Raw genomic sequence first — 24,953 nt, 5'->3', positions numbered from 1 at the left:
CCGACGACGTGCGGACGACCGCCGACAGCCCGCACAGGACCGCCGCCGACGACGAACAGCCGGTCCTGCTGCGCACCACCGGCCGGGCCGCCCGCCTCACCCTCAACCGCCCCCGCGCCCTCAACGCCCTCACCCACCCCATGGTCCGCGCCATCGACGCGGCGCTCACCGCGTGGGAGCACGACCCGGCCGTCGAGACCGTCGTCCTCACCGGCGCGGGGGAGCGCGGCCTGTGCGCGGGCGGCGACATCCGCGCCATCCACGACGACGCCCGCGCGGGCGACGGCAGCGCCACCGCGGCGTTCTGGCGCGACGAGTACCACCTCAACGCGCGCATCGCCCGCTACCCCAAGCCGTACGTCGCCGTGATGGACGGCATCGTCATGGGCGGCGGCGTCGGAGTCTCCGCGCACGGCAGCGTCCGCGTCGTCACCGAACGCTCCCGGATCGCGCTGCCCGAGACCGGCATCGGCTTCGTCCCCGACGTCGGCGGCACCTACCTGCTCGCCCTCGCCCCGGGCGAACTGGGCACCCACCTCGCGCTGACCGGCACGCCCGTCGGCGCGGGCGACGCCCTGCTGTGCGGACTCGCCGACCACTACGTGCCCTCCGCCGCGCTGCCGGGCCTCGTCGACGACCTCGCCGCACTTCCCGTACGCGAGGTCCTGGCCCGCCATGTGCAGCCGCCGCCCCAAGGGGTGCTGGCCGACCGGCGCGCATGGATCGACGCCTGCTACGCGGCCGACACCGTCGAGGAGATCGTCCGAAGGCTGCTCGCCCACGGCGACCCCGACGCCAAGGAAGCCGCCGAGACGCTGCTCGCCAAGTCGCCGACCGCCCTGAAGGTCACCCTGGCGTCCCTGCGCGCCGCCCGCAGGCTCGGCCCGCTCGAACGGGTCCTGGACCAGGAGTACCGGGTCTCCTGCGCGGCCCTGGCCGGCCCCGACCTGGTGGAGGGCATCCGCGCCCAGGTCATCGACAAGGACCGCGCCCCGCGCTGGTCCCCGGCCGCGCTCGCCGACGTCACCGACGCCGACGTCCGGCGCCACTTCACCCCGCTCGGCGAGCGCGAACTCGGGCTCGAACTCGGCCTCGCCGGACCCGACACCACCGAGGAGGTGGCCTGGTGAGCCCGACCGTCGCGTTCATCGGACTCGGACACATGGGCGGCCCGATGGCGGCCAACCTCGTCAAGGCCGGACACCGGGTGCTCGGCCACGACCTCGTGGCCGACGCCCTCGACGCCGCCGCGCGGGCAGGGGTGGAACCCGCCGCGACCGCGGCCGAGGCGGTCACCGACGCGGACGTGGTCCTCACCATGCTCCCCGCCGGACGCCACGTCCTCGCCCTCTACGACGGCCTCCTCGCCGCCGCCCGCCCCGGCACCCTCTTCGTCGACTGCTCGACCATCGACGTCGCCGACGCGCGCACCGCCCACGAACGGGCCGTGGCCGCGGGAGCGCGCGCCCTCGATGCCCCGGTCTCCGGCGGCGTCGTGGGCGCCGAGGCCGCCACCCTGACGTTCATGGCGGGCGGGGGAGAGGAGGAGTTCGCGCAGGCGCGCCCCCTGCTCGAGGCCATGGGCAAGAAGGCCGTCCACTGCGGCGGCGCGGGCGCGGGGCAGGCCGCCAAGATCTGCAACAACATGATCCTCGGCGTCTCCATGATCGCCGTGAGCGAGGCGTTCGTGCTCGGCGAGCGCCTCGGCCTGACCCACCAGGCCCTCTACGACGTGGCGTCCACGGCGTCCGGCCAGTGCTGGGCCCTCAGCGTCAACTGCCCCGTCCCGGGCCCCGTCCCCACCAGCCCCGCCAACCGCGACTACCGGCCGGGCTTCGCCGCGTCGCTCATGGCGAAGGACCTGGGCCTGGCCGCCAACGCCGTGCGCGCGGGCGGCGTCCATGCCGAACTCGGGCTGCGGGCCGCCGAGTTGTACGCCGCGTACGCCGAGCGCGCCGGTGCCACGGAGGACTTCTCCGGCATCGTACGAACGATCAGGGACCAGAGCGGAGAGCAGGAGTGACCACGGAAGAGACCAGCGACAGCACGTCGAGCGAGTACGAGACCATCCGGGTCGAACGCAAAGGCCGCACCGCCCTGCTCACCCTCGACCGGCCGAAGGCGCTCAACGCCCTCAACCTCCAGGTCATGAACGAGGTCGTGGCCGCCGCCGAGGCCCTCGACCGGGACCCCGGGTGCGGCTGTCTCGTCATCACCGGCTCGGCCAAGGCGTTCGCCGCCGGGGCCGATATCAAGGAGATGCAGCCGCAGACGTACATGGACATGTACCTCGGCGACTGGTTCGCCGCCTGGGACCGGCTCGGGCAGCTGCGCACGCCCACCGTCGCCGCCGTCTCCGGCTATGCGCTCGGCGGCGGCTGTGAACTCGCCATGCTCTGCGACATCCTGCTCGCCGCCGACACGGCCGTCTTCGGCCAGCCCGAGATCAAACTCGGCGTCATCCCCGGCATCGGCGGGTCCCAGCGCCTGACCCGGGCGGTCGGAAAGGCCAAGGCCATGGAGCTGTGCCTGACCGGGCGCACCATGGACGCGGCCGAGGCCGAACGCGCCGGACTCGTTTCCCGGGTCGTCCCGGCCGACGCGCTGCTCGCCGAGGCGCTCGCCGTCGCCGAGACCGTCGCGGGCATGTCGCTGCCGGTCGCGATGATGGCCAAGGAGGCGGTGGGCCGGGCCTTCGAGACGACGCTCACCGAGGGCGTCCGCTTCGAACGCCGCCTGTTCCACGCGGTGTTCGCCACCGCCGACCAGAAGGAGGGGATGGGGGCCTTCGCCGAGAAGCGGCCGCCGGAGTTCCGGCACCGCTGAAGCACCCCGTCACGAGCGGCCGCCGTTCTCCACCTGGTACGGCACGTACGGGCGCCGGTCCGGGTCGACGGCGAGGCGGCCGCCCGCCGGGGGCCGGGCCCGCTGCGCGCAGTCGCGGCGCTCGCAGATCCGGCAGCCCAGACCGATCGGCGTCGCCGCGCGCGGATCGGTCAGGGCGACCCCCTCCGCGTACACGAGCCGGTGCGCGTGCCGCAGGTCGCAGCCGAGGGCGACGGCGAACTCCGCGCGGGGCGCGTGGTGGCCGAAGCCGCCCCGGGTGAGGGTCCGCGCCACCCAGAAGTACCGCTTGCCGTCCGGCATTTCGGCGACCTGGGTCAGGATCCGGCCCGGGGCGGAGAACGCCTCGTACACCGTCCACAGCGGGCAGGTGCCGCCGAGCCGGGAGAAGTGGAAGTCGGTCGCGGACTGCCGCTTGGAGATGTTGCCCGCCCGGTCGACCCGCAGGAAGGAGAACGGCACGCCCCGGCGGCCGGTGCGCTGCAGGGTGCTCAGGCGGTGGCAGACCGTCTCGAAGCCGACGCCGAAGCGCGCGGACAGCAGCTCGATGTCGTAGCGCACGTCCTCGGCGGCGGTGTGGAAGGCGGTGTACGGCAGGAGCAGGGCGCCCGCGAAGTAGTTGGCCAGGCCGATGCGGGCGAGTGTCCGCGACTCCGGGGAGGTCAGGGCGGCGGCGCTCGCACAGAGGTGGGAGAGCAGCGGGCCGTGCTCCAACAGGGCGAGCTGCGTGGCCAGTTGGAAGGCGCGCTGGCCGTCGCTCAGCCAGGGGGAGAGGAACAGGAGCCCGGCGTCGGCGTCGAAGCGGCGGGCGTCGGGGGAGTGTCCCGGGGGTGCCTGGACCACGGTGACGCCGTGCCGCTCGGCGAGCCGTGCCGTGAGCGGGTCGGCGCAGCGGCCGGGTCGCAGCCGCCACTCCTTCGCCAGGCGCTCGGCCGCGGTGTCCAGCGGCTCGAAGTGATTGTGGTGGGCGTAGAAGAAGTCCCGTACCTCGTCGTGGGGTTCGCCGGGTGGAAGCAGCGCGCCGTCGGCCCGGCCGGGTGCGGCGAGGGCGGCGGCCTGCTCGGCGGCGTCGCGGTAGCGGCGGTGCAGGGCGACCAGGGCGCGGGCCACCTCGGGGTGGTCGCGTGCGGCCTCCGTGATCTCCTCGGCGCCGGGCGGCTCGACCCCGCACGCCTCGTCGGCGAGCGCCGCCCGCAGATCGGTGGCGAGCCGGTCGCCCGCCGCCTCGGAGAAGAACTCCGCGTCCACCCCGAAGACCTCCGCGATCCGCAGCAACACCGAGGCGGTCAGCGGGCGTTGGCTCTGCTCGAGCTGGTTGGCGTAGCTCGTGGAGATGGCGAGCGCACGGGCCATGTCGACCTGGTTCATGCCGTGCTCTCGGCGCAGTCGGCGCAGCTTGGCGTGGGCGTAGATCTTGCGGTCGGCGGGTCGCCGGGCCATCGCGGACCTCCTTGTGGGCGGCAGCCCTTGCGAACCTAGCATCCGCACTCTTCGCAAGATTCGCGGATTCACCGTCAGAACATGGAGCAGATCCGCAGGTTGGAGCGGTGGCCCGAGGGCGGTCATGGGGGCAGCCTCGATACGTCAGCACCCCACCAGGACCCCTGTTCAAGGAGCCCCGTGATCGACCACCACGTCCGCGTCCACCCCAGCGCCGACCGCCTCCCGCGCGAGGACCAGCTCGCCTGGAAGCTCGCCGCCGTCGCCACCGCCACCGAGGAACTGGACGCCGACAGCGCCGCCATGGCCGTCAACCGCGTCATCGACAACGCCGCGGTCGCCGTCGCGTCCCTGCTGCGCCGCCCGGTCGCCGTCGCCCGCGCCCAGGCCACCGCCCACCGTGCGAACGGGACACCGCGTGGAGCTTCCGTCTTCGGTACCCCGACCCGCGTCTCCCCGGAGTGGGCCGCCTGGGCCAACGGCACCGCCGTGCGCGAACTCGACTTCCACGACACCTACTTGGCGGCCGACTACTCCCACCCCGGCGACACCGTTCCGCCGCTCCTCGCCGTCGCCCAGCACACCGGCCGCACCGGCGCCGACCTGCTGCGCGGCATCATCACCGCGTACGAGATCCAGGTGGCCCTGGTCAAGGGCATCTGTCTGCACGAGCACCGCATCGACCACGTCGCCCATCTCGGCGCCGCCACCGCCTGCGGCCTCGGCGCCCTGCTGCGGCTGCCCACCGAGGCGGTGTACCAGGCCGTGCAGCAGACCGTGCACACCACGACCGCGACCCGGCAGTCCCGCAAGGGCGAGATCTCCAGCTGGAAGGCGTACGCTCCCGCCCTCGCGGGCAAGGCGGCCGTCGAGGCGGTGGACCGGGCGATGCGCGGCGAGAACTCCCCCTCGCCGATCTACGAGGGCGAGGACGGCTTCCTGGCCTGGATGCTGGACGGACCCGGCGCCGACTACACCGTCCGGCTCCCCGGGCCCGGCGAGCCGCGCCGCGCGATCCTCGACACCTACACCAAGGAGCACTCCGCCGAGTACCAGGCCCAGGCCGTCATCGACCTCGCCCGGCGCCTGCGCGACAAGACCGGCCCGCTCGACCGGGTCCGTTCGGTGGTCCTGCACACCAGCCACCACACCCACCACGTCATCGGCTCCGGCGCGAACGACCCGCAGAAGTACGACCCCATGGCCAGCCGCGAGACCCTCGACCACTCCGTGCCGTACATCTTCGCCGTCGCCCTGGAGGACGGGGTCTGGCACCACGAGCGCTCCTACGCCCCCGAGCGGGCCCGCCGCCCGGAGACCGTCGCGCTCTGGCGGAAGATCAGCACCGTCGAGGACCCGGAGTGGACCCGCCGCTACCACGACCCCGACCCGGACCGGCGCGCCTTCGGCGGCCGTGCCGTCCTCACCCTCGACGACGGCACGGTCGTCGAGGACGAGCTCGCCGTCGCCGACGCCCACCCGGCCGGGGCCCGCCCCTTCCGACGCCCCGCCTACGAGGGCAAGTTCCGCACCCTCGCCGACGGCGCGGTCGCCCCGGCCGGCCAGGACCGCTTCCTGGCCGCCGCCGCGCACCTGGCCGACCTCGGCGCCGCCGACCTGGACGGCCTCTTCCCGGCCGTCGACTCCGAGGCCGTGGCGGCGTACGACGCGCGCCTGCCGAAGGGGCTGTTCTGAACCCGGAGAGCTCGTCCGGAACCGCAACGGACTCCTCTGAAACTGCGACGGACTCTTCTAAGAACCGCGCCGGACTCCTCTGAAACCGCGACGGATTCCTCTGATACCGAAGGGGCACTCCTGATGCTGCACACCCGCGCCACCCCCGCCCAGCGCCGCCGCGCCCTGCGCGAACGGCTCGCCACAGGGCGCCTGTTGACCATGCCGGGCGCCCTCAACCCTCTCTCCGCCCGCCTCATCCAGGACGCCGGCTTCGAGGCCGCCTACCTCTCCGGCGCCGTCCTCGCCGCCGACCTGGGCCTGCCCGACATCGGCCTGACCACCGCCACCGAGGTCGCCGCCCGCGCCCAGCAGACCACCCGGGTCACCGACCTGCCCGTCCTCGTCGACGCCGACACCGGCTTCGGGGAACCCCTCAACGCCGCCCGCACCGTCCAGCTGATGGAGGACGTGGGCCTGGCCGGGCTGCACCTGGAGGACCAGGTCAACCCCAAGCGCTGCGGCCACCTCGACGGCAAGACGGTCGTGGCCCGCGAGGAGATGTGCCGCCGCGTCCGCGCGGCCGCCGACGCCCGCCGCGACCCGGACTTCCTGCTCATGGCGCGCACCGACGCGCGCGCCGCCGAGGGCCTGGCCGCCGCGGTCGACCGCGCGAAGGCGTACGTCGACGCCGGCGCCGACGCGGTCTTCCCCGAAGCCCTCGCGGGCGAGGCCGAGTTCGAGGCGTTCCGCGCGGCCGTCGACGTCCCCCTGCTCGCCAACATGACCGAGTTCGGCAAGAGCCCGCTGCTCGACGCGCGGACGCTGCAGGACCTCGGCTACGACATCGCCCTCTACCCGGTCACCCTGCTCCGCCTGGCCATGGGCGCCGTCGAGGACGGCCTGCGCACGCTCGCCGCCGACGGCACACAGCAAGCCCTGCTGCCGCGGATGCAGACCCGCTCCCGGCTGTACGAGCTCCTCGGCTACGAGGACTACGCGGCCTTCGACACGGCCGTCTTCGACTTCACGCTCCCGCCGAATACCTGACGCACCGTCACCCCGTACCTGACGCACCCGCCCCCCCCCCGCATCTGACGCTTCGGAGGCACCTCCATGCCCACCACCGCACCCGCGATCCACCGCGGCCTCGCCGGTGTCGTCGTCGACACCACCGAGATCTCCACGGTCATCGAGGAGACCAACTCCCTGACCTACCGCGGCTATCCGGTCCAGGACCTCGCCGCCCACCGCTCCTTCGAGGAGGTCGCCCACCTCCTGTGGCACGGCGAGCTCCCGGACGCCGCGCAACTGCACGCCTTCCAGGCCCGCGAGCGCGCCCTGCGCCCCCTGGACCGCACCACGTCGGAGCTGCTCGCCCGGCTGCCCGAGACCTGCCACCCGATGGACGTCCTGCGCACCGCCGTGAGCCTCTTCGGTGCCGAGGACCCCACGGAGGACGACGGCAGCCCCGCCGCCCACCGCGCCAAGTCCCTCGCCCTCCTCGCGAAGCTGCCGACGGTGGTCGCCGCCGACCAGCGGCGCCGCCGGGGCCTCGCCCCGATCCCGCCGCACCCCGAACTCGGCTACGCCGAGAACTTCTTCCACATGTGCTTCGGGGGCGTGCCCGCGCCCGAGGTGGTCCGCTGCTTCGAGATCTCCCTCACGCTGTACGCCGAACACAGCTTCAACGCCTCGACGTTCACAGCCCGTGTCGTCACCTCCACCCTCTCCGACCTGCACAGCGCGGTCACCGCCGCGATCGGCGCCCTCAAGGGCCCCCTGCACGGCGGCGCCAACGAGGCCGTGATGCACATGCTGGACGAGATCGGCGACCCCGCGCGCGCCGAGGAGTGGCTGGACGAGGCGCTCGCCGAACGCCGCAGGATCATGGGCTTCGGCCACCGCGTCTACAAGGACGGCGACTCCCGCGTCCCGGTCATGCAGGACGCTCTGGACCGCCTGGTCGCCCGCGCCGCCGACCCGGAGACGTCCCGCCTGGCCACCCTGCACACGGCCCTGCGCGACGCCATGCTGGCCCGCAAGTCCCTGCACCCGAACCTGGACTACCCGGCGGGCCTGGCCTACCACCTGATGGGCTTCGACACCCCGGCCTTCACCCCGATCTTCGTGATGAGCCGCATCACCGGCTGGACGGCCCACATCACCGAGCAGCTCGCTCACAACGCGCTGATCCGGCCCCTCGCCTCGTACGCGGGGCCGGACCAGCGGACGCTGCCCGTCAGGACGGGGTGATGCCGGTCAGGACGGGGTGATCTCCTCGCGGACCGTGCGGGCGGCGGCCACCAGGCTCTCCAGGGACGCCCGGGTCTCGGGCCAGCCGCGGGTCTTCAGGCCGCAGTCCGGGTTGACCCAGAGCCGCTGCGGCGGAATGGCCTCAAGTCCCTTGCGGAGCAGGGCCGCCGCCTCCTCCGCGCTGGGGATGCGCGGGGAGTGGATGTCGTAGACCCCGGGCCCGGCCTCGCGCGGATAGCCGTGCGCCGCGAGCTCGCGCGCCACCTGCATGTGGGAGCGGGCGGCCTCCAGGCTGATCACATCGGCGTCGAGGTCGTCGATGGCCTGGACGATGTCGCCGAACTCCGCGTAGCACATGTGCGTGTGGATCTGTGTGGCCGCGCGTACGCCGCTCGTGCTCAGCCGGAACGCCTCCGTCGCCCACGCCAGATAGGCCGGGTGGTCGGCGGCGCGCAGCGGCAGGGTCTCGCGCAGGGCGGGCTCGTCGACCTGGATGACCGACGTTCCGGCCGCTTCGAGGTCCTCGACCTCGTCGCGCAGCGCGAGGGCCACCTGGCGCGCGGTGTCGCCGAGCGGCTGGTCGTCGCGGACGAAGGACCAGGCGAGCATCGTCACCGGACCGGTCAGCATGCCCTTGACCGGCCGGTCGGTGAGCGAGTTCGCGTACGCCGTCCAGCGCACCGTCATCGGCTCGGGCCGGGAGATGTCGCCCGCCAGGACCGGCGGGCGCACATAGCGGGTGCCGTAGGACTGGACCCAGCCGTGCTGCGTGGCGAGATAGCCGGTGAGCTGCTCGGCGAAGTACTGGACCATGTCGTTGCGTTCGGGCTCGCCGTGCACGAGGACGTCGATGCCCGCCTTCTCCTGGAAGGCGAGGACGTCGCGGATCTCGGCCTCGATGCGCTCCTCGTACGCGGCCGTGTCGATCCGTCCGGCGCGCAGCTCGGCGCGGGCGGTGCGCAACGCTCCGGTCTGCGGGAACGAACCGATCGTGGTGGTCGGAAGGAGCGGCAGGCCGAGGTGGGCGCGCTGGGCCTCGGCCCGCCGCTCGTACGGCGCCGAGCGGCGGCCGTCCGCGTCCGTGACGGCGGCGGCGCGGGCGCGCACCGCCGGGTCGTGGGTGATCGCCGAGCCGGCGCGCGAGGCCAGGTCGGCGCGGTTCGCGGCGAGTTCGGCGGCGATGGTGTGGATGCCGCGGGCGAGGCCGCGGGCGAGCGTGACGACCTCCGCCGACTTCTGCTTGGCGAAGGCCAGCCAGCGCAGGATCTGCGGTTCGATGTCCCGCTCGGCGGCCGCGTCGAGCGGCACGTGCAGCAGCGAGCAGGAGGCCGCCACATCGACCCGTTCGGCCAGACCCAGCAGGGTGCCGAGCGTTGCGAGGGACTTCTCGAAGTCGTTGATCCAGATGTTGCGGCCGTTCACGATGCCCGCGACGAGCCGCTTGCCCGGCAGGCCGCCGACGGCGGCGAGGTCGTCGAGGTTGGCGGCGGCGGCCCCGGTGAAGTCCAGGGCAAGGCCGTCCACCGGGGCCTTGGCCAGGACGGGCAGCGCGTCGCCGAGCCGGTCGAAGTACGAGGCCACCAGGAGCCTCGGCCGGTCCGTGAGCGCGCCGAGGTCCCGGTATGCGCGCTCGGCGGCGCCCAGTTCGGCCGGGGTGCGGTCCTGGACGAGGGCGGGCTCGTCCAGCTGCACCCAGTCCGCGCCCGCGGCGCGCAGGTCGGCGAGGACCTCCGCGTACACCGGGAGGAGCCGGTCGAGCAGGGTGAGCGGCACGAAGTCGGCGGCGACGCCCGGCGCGGGCTTGGCGAGCAGCAGGTAGGTGACCGGGCCGACGAGGACCGGCCGCCCGGTGTGGCCGAGCGCCAGGGCCTCCTTGAGCTCGGCGACCTGCTTCGTGGAGTCGGCGGTGAACACCGTGTCCGGGCCCAATTCCGGGACCAGATAGTGGTAGTTGGTGTCGAACCACTTGGTCATCTCCAGGGGTGCCACGTCCTGGGTGCCGCGCGCCATCGCGAAATATCCGTCGAGGCTGTCGGCGGCGACGGGGGCGCGGTGGCGGTCGGGGACGGCGCCGACCATGACGCTGGTGTCCAGGACGTGGTCGTAGTACGAGAAGTCGCCGGTCGGCACCTCGTGGAGGCCGGCGTCGGCGAGCTGTCGCCAGGTGGCGCGGCGCAGTTCGGTGGCGGTGGCGCGGAGGGCGTCGGCGTCGACGCGGCCCTTCCAGTAGCCCTCGATCGCCTTCTTCAGTTCCCGGTTCTGACCCTGGCGGGGGTAGCCGTACACGGTGGCCCGTGCTGCCGCGGCTGCGGGCTTGGTGGTCACGGAGATCTCCTTCGCGAGATGAATCCCTGAGATCCCGGGGACGGGACGAGAGCGCGAAGGGTGACGGACCTGGCGGGGCGAGCGTGCGCGGCATGGCACGGTCCGTCCGCCTGGTATGTACGCCGACCCGCCCTCGAGGTCACCGGGATGTCCGCGCACGAGTGGTTCGTACGCGGGCAGTTGGCAGGTCTTCGGACTTGCGGGCACGTCCTCACGTGGAGGACACCTACTGGCCGTCGCTTCCCAACCCCTTCCCGGGGCCAGTGCGTGTGACGGCGGTCGTTCCCGCTCACCGCTGCGGGGCAGTCCCGGATTCCCACCGGGTTCCCTCTTGCGACGCTCCCGCCTGGCGGACGGGGCGAACCAGCTGCACGGGCCACCCTACCTAACGGTCGCGTTCTCCCGCCGTCGTTGCGGGGGAGACGTCCGGCGTCGTAGCAGCGGCGTCCGCTGTCGTACGGGAGACCAGCCGCTCATAGCGCTGCCGGGCGGCCTGCGGGGTGCCGAGGCCGAGGCCGAAGGCGATCTCCGGCCAGGTCATGCCGCGGCCGCGCGCCATCTGCAGCAGCCCGGCCTCCAGTTCGTCCATCTCGCCGCGCGCCAGCGGTATCAGGGTCAGCGCGGCGGTGAGGTCCGCGCGGTCCACCTCCGCCTCCCCGTCGGCGCGTTGGGCCGCGCCGCTGAGCAGGAACGACACCAGCCTGATGGCCTCGTGCGGCGCGAGCACCGCGGGGTGGACCTGGCGCCCGCGCTGCGCCGCGTCGGCCGCGTGCCGCTCGGCGATGCGGAAGAGGGCCGCGGGGGCCCGCCGGGCCTGCGCCCGGTCGGGGTCCGGGGGAGTGAACACGGCTGCGGACACGGCGAGTTCGGCGGACTCGGTGGACTCGGCGGATTCAGTGGGCTCAGTGGATTCGGTGGGCTCCGGGTCAGGAGTGGGTGCCATGCGTTCAGGGTGCCGGGCCACACAAGAACGCGTCAACGGATTATTGTGAACGGTTTGTTTGCAGGCGGAGGCGGGACGCCGCGATCTCCGCGTAGGTGTGGTCGCGGTCCTCCCAGTGCGAGCCCTCCACGGACTTGCCGGGCTCCAGGTCCTTGTAGACCTCGAAGAAGTGCGTGATCTCGCGACGGTCGAACTCGGGGATGTCGATGATGTCCTGCACGTTCTCGTGCCGGGGATCGTGCGCGGGCACGCACAGCACCTTCTCGTCGGGCCCCTTCTCGTCGCTCATCACGAACATCCCGATGGCCCGGCAGCGGATGGTGCAGCCGGGGAACGTACGCTCGCCGACGAGCACGAGGGCGTCCAGCGGGTCCTCGTCCCGGCCGAGGGTGCCGTCGATGTAGCCGTAGTCGGCGGGGTAGCGGGTGGCGGTGAACAGCATCCGGTCCAGCCGGATGCGCCCGGAGGCGTGGTCCATCTCGTACTTGTTCCTGGACCCTTGGGGAATCTCGATGGTCACGTCGAACTCGGGTAGCTCGGCTCTCTCCATGACGCGACCATCCACCAGCCGGGCGCCCCCGTCTACCCGGCTGCGGGCAGGACCTCGCCGGGCACGGCGCAGGCCCCCACCCACACCTGGGTGATGGCGCTGATGTAGCGCGCCCCGCACCGGTCGGACGGCACCACGAGCTGGCTGCCCGCCCGGTCCAGGTCCGCGCCGTCCAGCGAGGTGGCGAGCAGGACCGGCACGTCGCCGAAGTCGGCGTCGAGCTCCGCCCAGGACAGCACCGTGTGGTGCCCGTCGCCGCCGTGGACCGCCAGGAGGAAGCGCGAGCGGTCCTTGCGGCGACGGGCGTCGAAGGCGGGGCGCGCGTCGGCGACCACGTCCCGCAGCAACGGGCCCTCGAACACGTGGTGCTGGGGGCCGTTCGTCGCACAGTCGAAGGTGACCTCGGCGCGGTGCCGCGGCCAGCCCCGGCGCAGGTCGGCGACGGACAGCGTCGTGGGACGGTGCAGCTCGCCCCGGAGCGCGAACGTCCCTGTGCGCATGCCGAGTTGGTTCATCCGCCCGCCCCCTGCCGCCGGTCCGCCGATCCGTCAACACAGGAGGATCTCAGAATCGAGCCGAAGCCGAAAGATTCCTCGCAGACTTGACGTGATGATGAGAGCGACCCTGGCAGATGCGCTCTCCCTGCTACGGATATCCGACCGTCTCGCGGCGGGGCAACTGGCGGATCGACCAAAGGTCGCGGAGCAGTTCCGAGGCATCGTCTGAGGGGCGCTTCAAGAGGTTTCGTCGACTGTTGATCTTGCATCTACGATGCATGCACTCGTGCTCGCCCGGCGAATGCGAGGTGCCGGGATCGCCGCCCGTCCCCGGCAGTCACGCAAGGAGCCACCGCATGCACGTCGACCACCTCCTCCAGCTCGAAGAGCTCGGCCTGCGACTCCTGTGGGGCGAGCCGCCGCTGCTCGCCCGGGAGATCAGCGGAGTGACGACCACCGACCTGCAGGACCCGGTCCGCTTCCTGCAGTCCGGCGAGATCGTGCTGAGCGCCCTGGTGTGGTGGAACCTCGAGGAGGGCGCGGCCAGGACCGAGCGCTTCGTCTCGGCCCTGCGCACCGCCGGGGCCGTCGCGCTCCTGGCGGGCGAGGAGCACCACGGCACCGTCCCCGAGCACGTCGTGAAGGCATGCCGCGAGCACCGCATTCCCCTCCTCGCCGTGCCCGCGCACACCACTTTCCGGGCCATCACCGAAACCGTGTACCTGCGCCAGTGGGGCGACCTGAGCCGCCGCTCCACCGACCACCACGCCCTCCCCGAGAATGTCCGTGCCGAGCTCGGCCGCCTCCTCGACCGGAACGCGCCCACCGCCGAACTCCTGGACCGCGCCTTCGCCCCGCTCGGCCCGCTGCCCTGCTACCTCTTCACCGCGACAGGCCGCACCCTGGCCCGCACCCAGGCGGCCCCCGCGCTGTCCGCCCGGAAGGCCGCGGCATCCCTCGCGCGCGGCGACGGCTTCACGCTGCGCGTCGACAGCGACGCCACCCCGTACGACAGCTGGCACCTCCATCTGCCGGGCGCCACCGAGGCCCCGCCGCGCGTCCTGCACGACATAGCCGAGGTCATCGCGCAGCACCGGGCCGGGCGGGAGCGCCACCGCACGGCCCGCCGCCGGGCGGCCGACCACCTCGCCACCCTGGTCGCCGCCCCGACCACCGACGCCACGGCCCTGGAATCAGCCCTGACGGCCTGCGCCCTCCCGCCCGCCCAGGGCCCCTACCGCGTCCTCTCCACGACCCTGACCGGCACCGACGGCCCGCTCGGCGCGGAAGCCGCCGCGGCCCTCAGCGAAGCCCTGGGCCACCTCCCGGGCGCGCGGTTCGCGGTGGGCCGGCTCCCGCACGGCGAGGCGATAGCGGTGCTTCAGGAGCGGCCCGAGCCGACGGGGCCTGATGACCGGACCACCGAGCCCGACGAGCCCGACGGAACGGCCGGTCCCGACGCGAGCACCCCCACACCCCTCACCGAAATCTGGCCCCTGCTGCACGCCTGCGCCCCCGACTCCGTCCCGCACGGCGGCCTCAGCACCCCGGCCGCCGGCCCCACCACCCTCAACTCGGCTCTCACGCAAGCCCGTTACGCCCGCGCGGCGGCCACGGCCACCGACCCGCACGGCCCCCGCGTGACCGCCGTCCAGGACATCACCGCACTCGCCCCGCTCCTCGCAGGCGTCCCCGAAGAGGTCCGCACGATCTACCGCACCACGGTCCTGGGCCCCCTCGTGAACGGCGAACAGGGCTCCCGCGACGTGCTGTTGGAGACCTTGAAGGCGTTCCTGGCCCACGACTGCTCCTGGGCCCGCACGGCCGAGGCCCTCCACGTGCACGTGAACACGGTCCACTACCGGGTCCAGCGCATCGAGGCACTCACGGGGCGGGATCTGTCGCGGCTGGACCACAAACTCGACCTGTATGCGGCGCTGTTGGCCGGTGGGGACAGGACGTGAAGCTCGTCGGAGGAGGCGTCAGACGGACGCCCCGCTCGGATCCCCGTACACGGAGTCGAGTGCCAAGTACGCCCCACCCCGCGCCGGCGCCGTGAACCCCAGTGTGGACGGCAGGAGCGCGCAGCCCCCGGCGTCGGGGGCGATCACTCGGGCGTGCAGGACCTCGCGGACGCGGTCGGTCAGGAGGTCGGCGAAGTAGGCGAAGTAGCCGCCGAGGACGATGGCGCGGGGGTTGAGGACGTCGGCGAGGAGGGCGAGGCCCACGCCGAGGCCCTCGGCGACCTCGTCGAACGCGGCGAGGGTGGCCGGGTCGGCGGCGTCGGCGCGGCGGCGCAGCTCGGCGAGGCGGTGTTCGAGGTCGACGGTGGGGTCGAGCACGGGGTCGTCGTCGCGGGCCGCGCGGCGCAGCAGGGCCGCGAGTCCGACCATCGTCTCCCAGCAGCCGCGCCGCCCGCAGGCGCAGGGATGGCCCGCCGGGTCGAGCGGCATGTGGCCGATCTCGCCCGCGAACCCGGCGGAGCCGCGCAGGAGTTGGCCGTCGCTGATGATGCCGCCGCCGACGCCGGTCTCGCCGGTGACGTAGATCAGGTCGTGGATGTCGGCCGCGGAGGCCACCAAGTACTCGGCGACCGCGCCGAGTTTGGCGTCGTTCTCCACGCGGAGAGGGGGAGCGGACAGGCCGAGGCGGTCGCGGAGGCCGGTGGCCACGTCCACGTCGCGCCAGCCGATGTTGGGGGCGTACGAGACGACGCCCGAGTCCCGCTCGATGACGCCGGGCGCGGCGGCCGTGACCGCCACCGTCCGCACGCCCCGGTCGCGGAGGGCTGCGACGGTCTCCTCGATCAGGTGCGCCGTCGCGTCCAGGACCGGGCCCGGGTCGGCGCCGCGTGCGTCCAGGGCCGTGCGGCGCTCCACGGTGACCTCGCCGCGCAGGTCGAGGGCGGCCAGCGCGACGTAATCGACGTTGATCTCCACGCCTATGCCGCAGATCGCGCGGCCGTCGAGCTCCACGGTGCGGCTCGGGCGGCCCACGGACCCGTCGCGCTCGGCCTCGCCCTCGCGCACCAGGCCGAGTTCGACGAGTTCGGTCACCAGGCTGGTGATCGTGGCCTTGGGCAGTCCGGTCTCGGCGGCGATCCGGGTCCGCGAGCGGGCGCCCGCGTCGCGCAGCAGGCGCAGCACGAGACCCAGGTTGGTCCTGCGCACCGACGCCCGGTCGGTGGCCCGCGGCGGCCCCGCCATGCCGAGGCTCCGCACACCCGCATCCCGTAGGTCCGCCTTCACGCGGCTGCTCCCTGTCCTTCGATGTAGCTCGGCTCGACCGTCACCAGCATCCCCTTCAGTACGCCAACTTAGTTCGTTGCCTCAACTCCCTTGACGGGCCCGAAGTTAGTTTGGATCCTACTCGAACTAATTGCCAGCGAGGGAGACGACGTTGAAGATGCGAGCGATACGAGCGGTGGCCCTGGCCGCCTCCGTGCTGGTCGCGGCCACCGCCGTGACGGCCTGTTCGTCGGACGGCAGCGACTCGGCGGGGGCCGGCGGCAAGGTGACCCTCGACTTCTGGGGGTGGGCGCCGGGCTATGAGGAGGCCGTCGCGCAGTTCAACGCGTCGCACCCCGACATCAAGGTCAACTACCAGAAGACGGCGTCCGGTTCGAAGGGCGGCTACACCAAGATGCTGACCGCCGCGAAGGCGGGCAACGCGCCCTGTCTCGCGATGGTCGGCTACGAGACCATGCCGAGCTTCGTCGCCGCGGGCGCCCTCCAGGACGTCACCGAGTACGCCGCGCCGAGCAAGAAGAAGTTCGCCGACTGGACCTGGAACCAGGTGACCGTCGCGGGCCACACCTACGGCGCCCCCGTCGACACCGCCCCCATGGCGCTCTTCTACCGCAAGGACCTCTTCGCCAAGTACGGCATCGACAAGCCCCCGGCGACCTGGGCCGAGTACGAGGCGGCCGCCGAGAAGGTGCACAAGGCCGACCCGGACGTCTCCCTCGGTTCCTTCGGCAACGACGCCTACAACTACGCGGGCCTCGCCTGGCAGGCGGGCGCCAAGTGGTTCGGCACCGGCGGCGACAAGTGGCACGTCACCCTCGACAGCGCCGCGGGCCGCAAGGTCGCCGGCTACTGGCAGGGCCTGCTCGACCAGAAGCTCCTCGCGTCCCACCCGAGCTTCGACCCCTCGCTCTACAAGGACATGGCGGCGGGCAAGGTCATCGCCGACGTCAACGCCGTCTGGGCCGCGCCGATCCTCGCCTCCAGCGTCAAGTCGACCTCCGGCAAGTGGGCGGTGGCGCCCATGCCCGTCTGGGACGCCGACAAGCCCGCGTACGGGAACGACGGCGGCTCCGCGACCGCCGTCATGAAGGGCTGTGAACACCCCGAGCAGGCAACGGAGTTCGCGACCTGGCTCAGCACGAACAAGGACAGCCTCTCCACACTCATCAAGAAGACCGGCATCTACCCGGCCGCGACCGCGGGACTCGACCACCCCGCCCTGTCCAAGCCCGACCCCTTCTACGGCGGCCAGAAGATCTACGACGTCTTCAAGAAGGAGACCCCGCACATCGACACCAGCTGGCAGTGGGGTCCCACGATGACGCAGACCTCCACGGACGTCGCCGACGGCCTCGGCGCCGCGGGCAGCGGCGGCAAGAAGCTCCCCGACGTCCTCGCCGCCACGCAGAAGAAGACCGTCGGCGAGATGAAGCAGCAGGGCCTCGACGTCACCACCTCACGCTGAGCCGTCATCACTGCATACGGAGACGTCACCGCCTCGCGCTGAGCCGTGAGCGCCACGCACTGAGTCACCACCACGTACTGACCGGAGCACCCCGTGACCACCACCGCAGCACCCGGGAAGGCGGCGGCGCCCCCGCGCGGCCGCCCCTCGCGGCACGCGCGCCGCCGCACGCGGACCGCCGTCCTCTTCCTCGCCCCCTTCGCCGTCCTGTTCGCCGGCATGTACCTGGCGCCGATCGCGTACACCGTGTACCAGAGCCTCTTCGAGCAGCACCGCTCCGGACTCGGCCTCGGCGCGCCCACCAAGTCCTTCGCCGGGCTCGCCAATTACACCCGCGCCCTCGGCGACGAGGGCTTCCGCGCCTCGCTGCTGCGCGTGCTGCTCATCGGCGTGGTCCAGGTACCGCTGATGCTCGGCCTCTCGCTCGCCCTCGCGCTGCTGCTCGACGCCAAGCAGACCCTGTTCAAGCGGTTCTTCCGGCTCGCCTACTTCCTGCCGTACGCGCTGCCCGGTGTCATCGGGGCGATCATGTGGTCGTTCCTGGTGGCGCCCGGCCTCAGCCCCATCACGGCCGCCGCCGAACACCTGGGCCTGCACCTCAACCTGACCTCCGACGGCCTGCTCGGCCCCGTCATCGGCAACATGCTGACCTGGGGCTGGACCGGCTACAACATGCTGATCATCTACTCCGCGCTGCAGTCCATCCCGCCCGAGATCAGCGAGGCCGCCACCATGGACGGCTGCTCCGCCCTCGGCATCGCCTGGCGCATCAAGATCCCGATGGTGCGGCCCGCCCTCGTCCTGACCACCGTGTTCTCCATCATCGGCACCGCGCAGCTCTACAACGAGCCGTCCATCCTGCACAACGTCGCCCCCAACCTGAGCAGCGACTACACCCCGATCTTCGCCGCCTACAACGCGGTCAACGCCGGGAACTTCCCCTACGCCGCCACCCAGTCGGTGATCCTCGCGCTGCTCGCCCTCGTCCTGTCCTTCGGCTTCCTCAAGCTGGTCCAGCGCAAGGGGGAGGCCCTGTGACCGCGACCCTCGAAACCCGTGAGCAGCGGCGGCGCGTCACCGGCTCCGCCCGCGCCGCCCGCCGCCCGGCGCGCCCCGGCCAGGGCGCCTCCCGCTGGGTGATCCTCGGCGTCATGGGCATCGCCGCCTGCTACTTCCTGCTGCCGGTCTGGTGGCTCCTCGTCTCCGCGACGAAGACCAGCTCGGGGCTCTTCACCGGAAACGGCTTCTGGTTCGGCGACTTCGCGTTCTTCGACAACGTGCGGTCCGTCTTCTCGGAGCAGCACGGCGTCTTCTCGCGGTGGCTCCTCAACAGCGCCGTGTACGCGGTCGGGGGCGCCGCCGTGAGCACGGTCGTCTCCGCCGCGGCCGGGTACGCCCTCGCCAAGTACGCCTTCCGCGGGCGGGAGTTCGTCTTCAACGTGGTCCTCGCCGCTGTGCTGGTGCCGCAGCCGCTGCTCGCCATCCCCCTGTACCTGATGTTCTCGCCCGTCCACCTCGTCAACAGCTACTGGGGGGTGCTGCTGCCCAGCATGGTCAGCCCGTTCGGGGTGTATCTGGCGCGGATCTACGCCGCCGCGTCCGTGCCCGACGAGCTCATCGAGGCGGGCCGCGTCGACGGGGCGGGGGAGACCCGCATCTTCGCCACCATCGCGCTGCGCGTGATGTCCCCGGCCCTCGTCACGATCTTCCTCTTCCAGTTCGTGAGCATCTGGACCAACTACCTGCTGCCCGTCCTGATGCTCGCCGACGACAAGCTGCAGCCGGTCACCGTCGGCATCGTCGGCTGGCAGGCCCAGCGCGGCATCGGCACCGCCGTCCCGTACAACGTGGTGATCACCGCCGCGCTGATCTCCGTCGTGCCGCTGGTCATCCTCTTCCTCTGCCTGCAGCGCTTCTGGCGGTCGGGCCTGGTCGCGGGGAGCGTCAAGTGACCGACGGATCAGGCCGGACGGCAGCCGGGGCACGGCGGGCCCGCTACCACCTGCGGTTCCAGATCCGCCCTTCCGAGCACGTCGCCGAGGACGCCGCCGCGCTCGCCAAGGCGTGCGGGGCGGCCGAGGTCGACGAGGTGGTGCTGCTGCTCGCCGCCGAGGAGGCCCACCCCGGGCACCTCGCCGGGGCCGCCGAGGACCGCTGGTACGAGACGGTCGCCGAGGCCCGCGACGTGCTCGCCGCCGAGGGCGTCGGCGTCAGCCTCAACCCCTGGGTCACCGTCGGCCACGCCGACCGGGGCCGCCGCGACCCGCACGGCTTCGCGCCGATGGTGTCACCGACCGGCCAAGTGGCCGCTGCCCAGGCGTCGTTCGCCTGCCCCAGGTGGCGGGAGTGGCTGTACGCGCACTACGGGCGCTTCGCCGGGCTCGGCCTGCGCGTCCTGTGGATCGAGGACGACTTCCGCATCCACAACCACGCGCCGCTCGACTGGGGCGGCGGCTTCGAACCCCTCATGCTGGAGCGGCTCTCCGCCCTCGCCGGCGAGCCCGTCACCCGCGCGGCCGCGGCGCGCGCGTTCACCGCCCCCGGCCCGCCCCACCCCTGGCGCCGCCTCCTCCAACAGGTCTGGCGCACCGCGCAGTTGGAGGTGGCCGACACACTGTCCCGGGTCGTCGCCGACCGCTCCGCCGGACGCTCCCGCCTCGGCCTGATGAGCTCGCGGCCCGACCTCTCCTCGGCGGAGGGCCGCGACTGGCCCGCCCTCTTCCAGGCCCTGGCCGTCGACGGGCGCACGGGGCACGCGGGGGAGCCGAGACAGGGGGAGCAGGTGGTGCACCGGCCGCACTTCGCCCCGTACGCGGACGCGCCGGGCCGCGGACTCACCTCCGGCGTCTGGTCCCTGGAACTCCAGCGCACGCTGCGCCCGCCGGCCGCCACCACCGAACCCGAGATCGAGAACTGGCCGCACACCTCCTGGGCGAAGTCCGACACCCAGACCTGGTCCGAACTGGTCACGGCCCAACTCCACGGCGCCGACGCCCTGTTGCTGAACCTCTACCCGACCCACGGCGCCCGCCCCGAGCGCTACCCCGAGGTCGAGTCCCTGCTGCGCCGCGCCCGGCCGGCCCTCGACTGGACCGCCGCCCGCACGGGCCGCGCCCCGCAGCCGCTCGGCGTCGGCCTGCCCTTCCGCCAGGACGCCGCGAGCCGCATACGCTCCCTGGGGCCCCGCATCGCCGACCTCGCCGTCGACCCCGAACCGGCGGCGGACTTCCTGCTCGGCTACGGCGTCCCGGTCACCGCCGGCCCGGCCCCCGTGCAGGCCCTGTTCGGGCGGCTCGCGGACGCCTTCGACGACGGCGAGCTGCTCGCGCTGCTCGGCGGCGGGCTGATGCTGGACGGGACGGCCGCCGCGATCCTCGCCGCGCGCGGCTTCGCGGATCTGCTCGGCGTACGGGTACGGGGAGTGGTCGGACGCGAGGAGGACGACCTCTCGGGACCGTACGCGTCGGAACACGTCGTGGCGGTCCCCGGGGGTCATCTCCCTGATACCGACGCCGTGTTGAGCGTCGACGTGCAGCCCGCCCTGGCCCGCCTCGACGCGGCGGAGGGCGCCACCGCGCTCACCGAGGTCCGCGCCCCCGACGGCCGCCCGTGGGGGGTCGGCCGCAGCGCGTACGTCAACCGGCTCGGCGGCCGCGTGGTGGTCCTCGCCGCGACGGAGCCGCGCGCACTGGCGCGCAGCGACACCGGACGCCGCCTCGTGCACGCGGCGATCCGCTTCCTGGAGGGCGAGCGCCGCACGCTCCCGCTGGTCTCCGGCGGCCCCCACCTGATCCCCCGCCTGACCCGGAGCGACGGCACACACCGCCTGGCCCTCGTCAACGGCAGCCCGGACCCGGCCCGGCCCCGCGTCGAGTGGCCCGACGCCGCCCCCGAGACCGCCCGCGCGACCCTGCTGGCCCCGCTGGCGCCACCGAGAGAAGTCCCGCTCACGCGGGACGGCAACAGCCTCCGACCGGAGGGGCAACTGCCGTACTACGGGTGGGTGTGGGTGGAGTGGTGAGCTCGTGGTGGTTGATGGGTCGGCAACCCCCGACACCCACCGCACTTCTGTCCACCGCCGGCACCTGGCCGAATCCCCCTCGTCAGCGCGGGAGCAGCAACCCCGCCTGCGTAGCATGACCAGGCGGGCGGCCGACGGGGAAGGGCGGGGGGCGCGGGGCGGGGACCCATGGGACGGCGAGGCGTGAGCACGGACACGGACTATCGGTTGCTGGGACCCGTCGAAGCGTGGCGCGCCGGGCGGCGGCTCTCTCTCGGTGGGCCCAAGCCCCGCGCCCTGCTCGCCGCACTGCTCCTCGAACCCGGCCGGGTCGTCTCCGCCGACGCCCTCATCGACGCCCTGTGGGGCGAGCGGCCGCCGGACACGGCGCGCGGCCTCATCCAGTCGTACGTCTCCACGCTGCGCCGGGCGCTGTCCGCGGACGCCATCGAGACCCGCCCGCCCGGCTATGTGATCCACGCGGACCACGCCCTCGTCGACCGGGTCGCCTTCGAACGGCTCGCCGCCGAGGGGCGCCAGGCCGCCGCCGGGGGCGACCACCCGGCGGCCGCCCGCCTCCTCGGGGAGGCCCTCGCGCTCTGGCGCGGCCCCGCGCTCGGCGGCATCGGGGAGACCCTGCGGGCCATGGCCGACCAGCTCGAGGAGGCCCGCGAGGCCGCCCTGGAGGAGCGCATCGCCGCGGACCTGGCCCAGGCGGGCCGGGAGACGGACCTCGTCGCCGAGCTCACCGCCCTGGTCGCCACCCACCCCACGCGCGAGCGCCTGCGCGGCCAACTGATGGTGGCGCTCTACCGGTTGGACCGGCAGGCCGACGCGCTCTCCGTGTACATGGAGGGGCGCGCGGTGCTCGCCGAGCAGTTGGGCATCGACCCCGGGCCCGCCCTGCGCCGGCTCCACGAGGCGATCCTGCGGGCCGACGCCGGTCTGCTGCCCGCCGAGGAGCCCGGCCCCACCGCTGATCCGGCGCAGACCACACCCGTGGCCGCCCTCCTGCCGCCCGCCCTCGGCGACTTCACCGGCCGCACCGAGCCCCTCGCCGACGTGCGGGCCGCCCTCACGGGAACCCGCGACGCCACCCCCGTGGTCGTCGTGTCCGGACCCGGCGGCGTCGGCAAGTCCGCCCTCGCCGTCACCGCCGCCCACCGCGTCACCGACGCCTACCCCGACGGCCAGCTCTACGCCGAACTCCGCGGTGCCACCGACCCCGTGGCCCCCGCCGACGTCCTCGGCCGCCTCCTGCGCGCCCTCGGCGCCGACCCGCCCGAAGGGGACGCCGAGCGGCGCGACCTGTTCCGCAGCCTGGTCGCCGGGCGCCGCATCCTGCTCGTCCTCGACGACGCGGGCAGCGAGTCCCAGGTGCGCCCCCTGCTGCCCGGCAGCCCCACCTGCGGCGTCCTCATCACTGCCCGGGGCCGCCTCGCCGGACTGCCCTGCACCCACCGCGCCGAACTCGACGTGCTCGACACCGGGCAGGGCACGGCTCTGCTCGCCCGGGTCGCGGGGGAGGACCGGCTGCGCGGCGCGCCCGACGCCGCCCGCGACATCGTCGAGCTCTGCGGCGGACTGCCGCTCGCCCTGCGCATCGCCGGGGCCCGTCTCGCCACCCGCCGCCACTGGACGGCCCGCACCCTCGCCGAGCGGCTCGGCGACGAACACCGCCGCCTGGACGAACTCGCCGTCGGCGACCTGGAGTTGCGCGCCGGACTGGGGCTGAGCTACCGGGCCCTGGACGCGCCCGCGCGCACCGCCCTGCGCCGCCTCGGCCTGCTCGGCGCGCCCGACGTCGCCGCCTGGGTGATCGCGGCGCTCCTCGACGCGACGGGCGACGAGGCCGAGCGCGTCGTGGACCAGCTCGTCGACGCCCAGCTGCTCCACTTCACCGCCGTCGACCGCGCGGGCCAGGCCCGCTTCCGCCTCCACGACCTCGTGCGCGTGTACGCGGCCGAACGCGCCGAGGCCGAGGACGCCCCCGCCCTGCGCGCCGCCGCCGTCGGCCGCGCCCTCGGCGGCTGGCTCTGGCTCACCCGCCGCGTCGCCTCCGCCACCCCCTCCGGCGCCGTCGAGCTGCACCGCGGCCCGGGCCGCGTCGGCAACGTCCCGCCGCCCCCGCGCCGCCCGGCACGCCCTCCCGACGCACCGGCCGCAGGCCCGAGTCCGTCCCGCACGGGCCGTCCGCCCAGTACGGGCCGTGCGTCCAGTACGGGGGCTGCCGGCCGGCCCGCCGAGAGCACGCACACGGCACAGCAGGACCCGCCCCACACCGACAGGACCGGCGACCCCGGCCCCTCCGCACGCAACGCCCTCGACCACGTCGTCAGGACCGTCGGCCCGGAGGCCGTCCGCAGCGCCCTCGCCGACCCGGCCGCCTGGTTCGACGCCGAGGCCGACGCGATCGCCGCCGCCGTCGAACGCGCCGCCGCGCTCGACCTGCACACCCTCGCCTGCGAGGCCGCGGCGCTGCTGTGCTCCTCCGCGTACGCCCTCGGTAACCGCTTCGAGGCGTGGTGGCGCACCCACGACGCCGCCCTGGCCGCCGCGCGCCGCGCCGAGGACCGGGCGGGCGAGGCGCTGCTGCTCATCGGAATCGGCCAACTCCGCTACGAACAGGACCGGTTCGACGAGTCCCAGGACTACTTCCGGCAGGCGGTGCGGCTCTGCGACGAGCTGGGCGACATGCGGGGCCAGGCCGCCGCCTTCGCCGGACTCGGCAGTGCCCTGCGGGAGTCGGGACGCCTGCGCGCCGCCCAGGACGCGCTGGTCCGCGCCGCCGACGGCTTCCGCGCCCTCGGCGACGACCCCGGCATCGGGCTGTCCTGCCGCTACGCCGGGTCCGTCCAGCTCGAACTCGGCGACCACGGCGCCGCCCGCACCCTCCTCGACGAGTCCCTGCACGCGTACCGCAGGCTCGGCAGCCGCCGCGGCGAGGCCCTCACCCTGCGCTCCCTCGGCCTGGTCCACCGCGCCCTCGGCGACTACGAGACGGCCGAACAACTCTTCGTGCAGGCCGTGGAGTTGCTGCGCGGCGTCGGGGACCCGCTGATGTCGGCGTACGCGGTGCAGGCCCTCGCCAAGTGCCGGATCCGGCTCGGTCGCCCGGACGCGGCGGACCGGGACCTGCGCGGCGTCCTCGACGTGTGCCGCGCCCACCGCGACCGCTTCGGCGAGGCCCTCGCGCTGCGCACCCTCGGTGAGTGCGCGCTCGCCGGCGGCCGCCTCGACGCCGCCCTGGAGCAGCTGACCGCGGCGGCCGCGCTCTGGCAGGACCTCGGCCTGCCGCTGCCGCGCGCCCGCACCCTGCGCGACCTCGCCACGGCGCGGGAGGCCGCGGGGGACCGGGACGGGGCGCGGGCGCTGCGCGCCGAGGCGTGCGAGGTCTTCGAGGCGTACGAGGCGCGCGAGCGCGCGGAGTTGAGCCCCTGAGGGCGGTCCGAAGGGCCCCGGCAGGCGGCTTCAGGCGGACTTGCAGAGAATTTGCAGCGCCGTGCGTCAGGCTCCTGATGTCGGCGGCCACTGCGCCGACGGCCACGGGGGAGCCGTGGGACGCGGGACCACGGGGGAATGCAGGGAAATACGGGGGACCTCGGAGAATTCAACGGGGGAGATTCACGGGGACAGGCCGCTGACGTCCCGTCCGGCCCACACGACGGCTCACCGTCGCGCGTGTGGGCCGGTCGTCGCGGAAGGACCACT

18 protein-coding genes and 1 riboswitch are annotated in these 24,953 nt (G+C 73.7%); of the genes, 12 read left to right on the top strand and 6 right to left on the bottom strand.

All coding sequences use genetic code 11. The features are described from left to right. Positions 1 to 8: 8 nt before the first annotated feature. The 3 genes from ACFWYM_RS08960 to ACFWYM_RS08950 are packed head-to-tail and all read left to right on the top strand — an operon-like array spanning position 9 to position 2,826. On the top strand, positions 9 to 1,130 hold the full coding sequence (locus ACFWYM_RS08960; RefSeq protein WP_384832719.1) for an enoyl-CoA hydratase/isomerase family protein: 1,122 nt from the start codon (positions 9 to 11) through the stop codon (positions 1,128 to 1,130). Then, positions 1,127 to 2,023, top strand: coding sequence for a 3-hydroxyisobutyrate dehydrogenase (gene mmsB / locus ACFWYM_RS08955; protein ID WP_384832281.1), 897 nt, complete (start codon positions 1,127 to 1,129; stop codon positions 2,021 to 2,023). The genes ACFWYM_RS08960 and mmsB overlap by 4 nt, the downstream gene beginning before the upstream one ends. After that, positions 2,020 to 2,826 carry an enoyl-CoA hydratase gene (locus ACFWYM_RS08950; RefSeq protein WP_384832278.1) on the top strand — a complete coding sequence of 269 codons (807 nt, stop codon included), beginning with the start codon at positions 2,020 to 2,022 and terminating at the stop codon, positions 2,824 to 2,826. Before mmsB ends, ACFWYM_RS08950 begins: the two co-directional genes overlap by 4 nt. Positions 2,827 to 2,835: 9 nt before the next feature. Here ACFWYM_RS08950 and ACFWYM_RS08945 read toward each other — a convergent pair whose 3' ends face one another. Further along, positions 2,836 to 4,284, bottom strand: a complete 1,449-nt coding sequence (locus tag ACFWYM_RS08945) for a short-chain fatty acyl-CoA regulator family protein (protein WP_384832275.1) — start codon at positions 4,282 to 4,284, stop codon at positions 2,836 to 2,838. 180 nt (positions 4,285 to 4,464) lie between these two features. Here ACFWYM_RS08945 and ACFWYM_RS08940 point away from each other — a divergent pair, with 180 nt between their 5' ends. The 3 genes from ACFWYM_RS08940 (at position 4,465) to ACFWYM_RS08930 (ending at position 8,214) form a co-directional block, all read left to right on the top strand. Continuing rightward, positions 4,465 to 5,979: an MmgE/PrpD family protein gene (locus tag ACFWYM_RS08940; protein WP_384832272.1), complete on the top strand. Its 1,515-nt coding sequence runs from the start codon at positions 4,465 to 4,467 to the stop codon at positions 5,977 to 5,979. A gap of 123 nt (positions 5,980 to 6,102) precedes the next feature. Continuing rightward, the gene (gene prpB, locus ACFWYM_RS08935; protein WP_384832269.1) at positions 6,103 to 7,008 is read left to right on the top strand and encodes a methylisocitrate lyase; all 906 of its coding nucleotides are present in this window, start codon (positions 6,103 to 6,105) and stop codon (positions 7,006 to 7,008) included. Between the two features lie 66 nt (positions 7,009 to 7,074). Continuing rightward, positions 7,075 to 8,214, top strand: coding sequence for a bifunctional 2-methylcitrate synthase/citrate synthase (locus ACFWYM_RS08930; RefSeq protein ID WP_384832266.1), 1,140 nt, complete (start codon positions 7,075 to 7,077; stop codon positions 8,212 to 8,214). 6 nt (positions 8,215 to 8,220) lie between these two features. Here ACFWYM_RS08930 and metE read toward each other — a convergent pair whose 3' ends face one another. The 4 genes from metE to ACFWYM_RS08910 all read right to left on the bottom strand — a co-directional run bounded on the left by metE (position 8,221) and on the right by ACFWYM_RS08910 (position 12,547). Continuing rightward, positions 8,221 to 10,539: a 5-methyltetrahydropteroyltriglutamate--homocysteine S-methyltransferase gene (gene metE, locus ACFWYM_RS08925; RefSeq protein ID WP_384832264.1), complete on the bottom strand. Its 2,319-nt coding sequence runs from the start codon at positions 10,537 to 10,539 to the stop codon at positions 8,221 to 8,223. 164 nt (positions 10,540 to 10,703) lie between these two features. Continuing rightward, positions 10,704 to 10,922: riboswitch (cobalamin riboswitch) on the bottom strand. A gap of 2 nt (positions 10,923 to 10,924) precedes the next feature. Then, the gene (locus ACFWYM_RS08920) at positions 10,925 to 11,482 is read right to left on the bottom strand and encodes a DNA-binding protein (RefSeq protein ID WP_384832261.1); all 558 of its coding nucleotides are present in this window, start codon (positions 11,480 to 11,482) and stop codon (positions 10,925 to 10,927) included. 40 nt (positions 11,483 to 11,522) lie between these two features. Beyond that, complete coding sequence (locus ACFWYM_RS08915; protein ID WP_384832258.1) at positions 11,523 to 12,032, bottom strand: inorganic diphosphatase; 510 nt, start codon at positions 12,030 to 12,032, stop codon at positions 11,523 to 11,525. A 32-nt stretch (positions 12,033 to 12,064) separates the two neighbouring features. Beyond that, complete coding sequence (locus tag ACFWYM_RS08910; protein WP_384832255.1) at positions 12,065 to 12,547, bottom strand: molybdopterin-dependent oxidoreductase; 483 nt, start codon at positions 12,545 to 12,547, stop codon at positions 12,065 to 12,067. Positions 12,548 to 12,885: 338 nt separating this feature from the next. Between ACFWYM_RS08910 and ACFWYM_RS08905 the strand changes: the two genes are divergently transcribed. Continuing rightward, the gene (locus ACFWYM_RS08905; protein ID WP_384832252.1) at positions 12,886 to 14,493 is read left to right on the top strand and encodes a PucR family transcriptional regulator; all 1,608 of its coding nucleotides are present in this window, start codon (positions 12,886 to 12,888) and stop codon (positions 14,491 to 14,493) included. Positions 14,494 to 14,511: 18 nt separating this feature from the next. On the opposite strand, the gene ACFWYM_RS08900 is transcribed toward ACFWYM_RS08905, so the two are convergent. Then, on the bottom strand, positions 14,512 to 15,777 hold the full coding sequence (locus tag ACFWYM_RS08900) for an ROK family protein (protein WP_384832249.1): 1,266 nt from the start codon (positions 15,775 to 15,777) through the stop codon (positions 14,512 to 14,514). A gap of 157 nt (positions 15,778 to 15,934) precedes the next feature. Between ACFWYM_RS08900 and ACFWYM_RS08895 the strand changes: the two genes are divergently transcribed. From ACFWYM_RS08895 to ACFWYM_RS08875, 5 genes are all read left to right on the top strand, one after another. After that, positions 15,935 to 17,242, top strand: coding sequence for an ABC transporter substrate-binding protein (locus ACFWYM_RS08895; protein ID WP_384832246.1), 1,308 nt, complete (start codon positions 15,935 to 15,937; stop codon positions 17,240 to 17,242). A 93-nt stretch (positions 17,243 to 17,335) separates the two neighbouring features. Continuing rightward, on the top strand, positions 17,336 to 18,280 hold the full coding sequence (locus ACFWYM_RS08890) for a carbohydrate ABC transporter permease (protein ID WP_384832243.1): 945 nt from the start codon (positions 17,336 to 17,338) through the stop codon (positions 18,278 to 18,280). Further along, positions 18,277 to 19,194 (top strand): carbohydrate ABC transporter permease, encoded by a 918-nt coding sequence (locus ACFWYM_RS08885; RefSeq protein ID WP_384832240.1) that lies wholly within the window; start codon positions 18,277 to 18,279, stop codon positions 19,192 to 19,194. The genes ACFWYM_RS08890 and ACFWYM_RS08885 overlap by 4 nt, the downstream gene beginning before the upstream one ends. Beyond that, positions 19,191 to 21,263, top strand: a complete 2,073-nt coding sequence (locus ACFWYM_RS08880; protein ID WP_384832237.1) for a hypothetical protein — start codon at positions 19,191 to 19,193, stop codon at positions 21,261 to 21,263. The genes ACFWYM_RS08885 and ACFWYM_RS08880 overlap by 4 nt, the downstream gene beginning before the upstream one ends. A 183-nt stretch (positions 21,264 to 21,446) precedes the next feature. Continuing rightward, positions 21,447 to 24,683, top strand: a complete 3,237-nt coding sequence (locus tag ACFWYM_RS08875; RefSeq protein ID WP_384832234.1) for a BTAD domain-containing putative transcriptional regulator — start codon at positions 21,447 to 21,449, stop codon at positions 24,681 to 24,683. Positions 24,684 to 24,953: the final 270 nt, after the last annotated feature.

Origin of the sequence: Streptomyces sp. NPDC059009, from assembly GCF_042740175.1 — a bacterium.
Taxonomy (GTDB): domain Bacteria; phylum Actinomycetota; class Actinomycetes; order Streptomycetales; family Streptomycetaceae; genus Streptomyces.
Note: the sequence above shows the minus strand (reverse complement) of the source record. Positions and strands in the feature narration are given on the sequence as shown.

Coding starts and splice junctions, on each gene's coding strand:
- ACFWYM_RS08945 (WP_384832275.1), bottom strand. CDS start 4,284: ATGGCCCGGCGACCCGCCGACCGCAAGATCTACGCCCACGCCAAGCTG.
- prpB (WP_384832269.1), top strand. CDS start 6,103: ATGCTGCACACCCGCGCCACCCCCGCCCAGCGCCGCCGCGCCCTGCGC.
- ACFWYM_RS08930 (WP_384832266.1), top strand. CDS start 7,075: ATGCCCACCACCGCACCCGCGATCCACCGCGGCCTCGCCGGTGTCGTC.
- ACFWYM_RS08920 (WP_384832261.1), bottom strand. CDS start 11,482: ATGGCACCCACTCCTGACCCGGAGCCCACCGAATCCACTGAGCCCACT.
- ACFWYM_RS08915 (WP_384832258.1), bottom strand. CDS start 12,032: ATGGAGAGAGCCGAGCTACCCGAGTTCGACGTGACCATCGAGATTCCC.
- ACFWYM_RS08910 (WP_384832255.1), bottom strand. CDS start 12,547: ATGAACCAACTCGGCATGCGCACAGGGACGTTCGCGCTCCGGGGCGAG.
- ACFWYM_RS08905 (WP_384832252.1), top strand. CDS start 12,886: ATGCACGTCGACCACCTCCTCCAGCTCGAAGAGCTCGGCCTGCGACTC.
- ACFWYM_RS08895 (WP_384832246.1), top strand. CDS start 15,935: ATGCGAGCGATACGAGCGGTGGCCCTGGCCGCCTCCGTGCTGGTCGCG.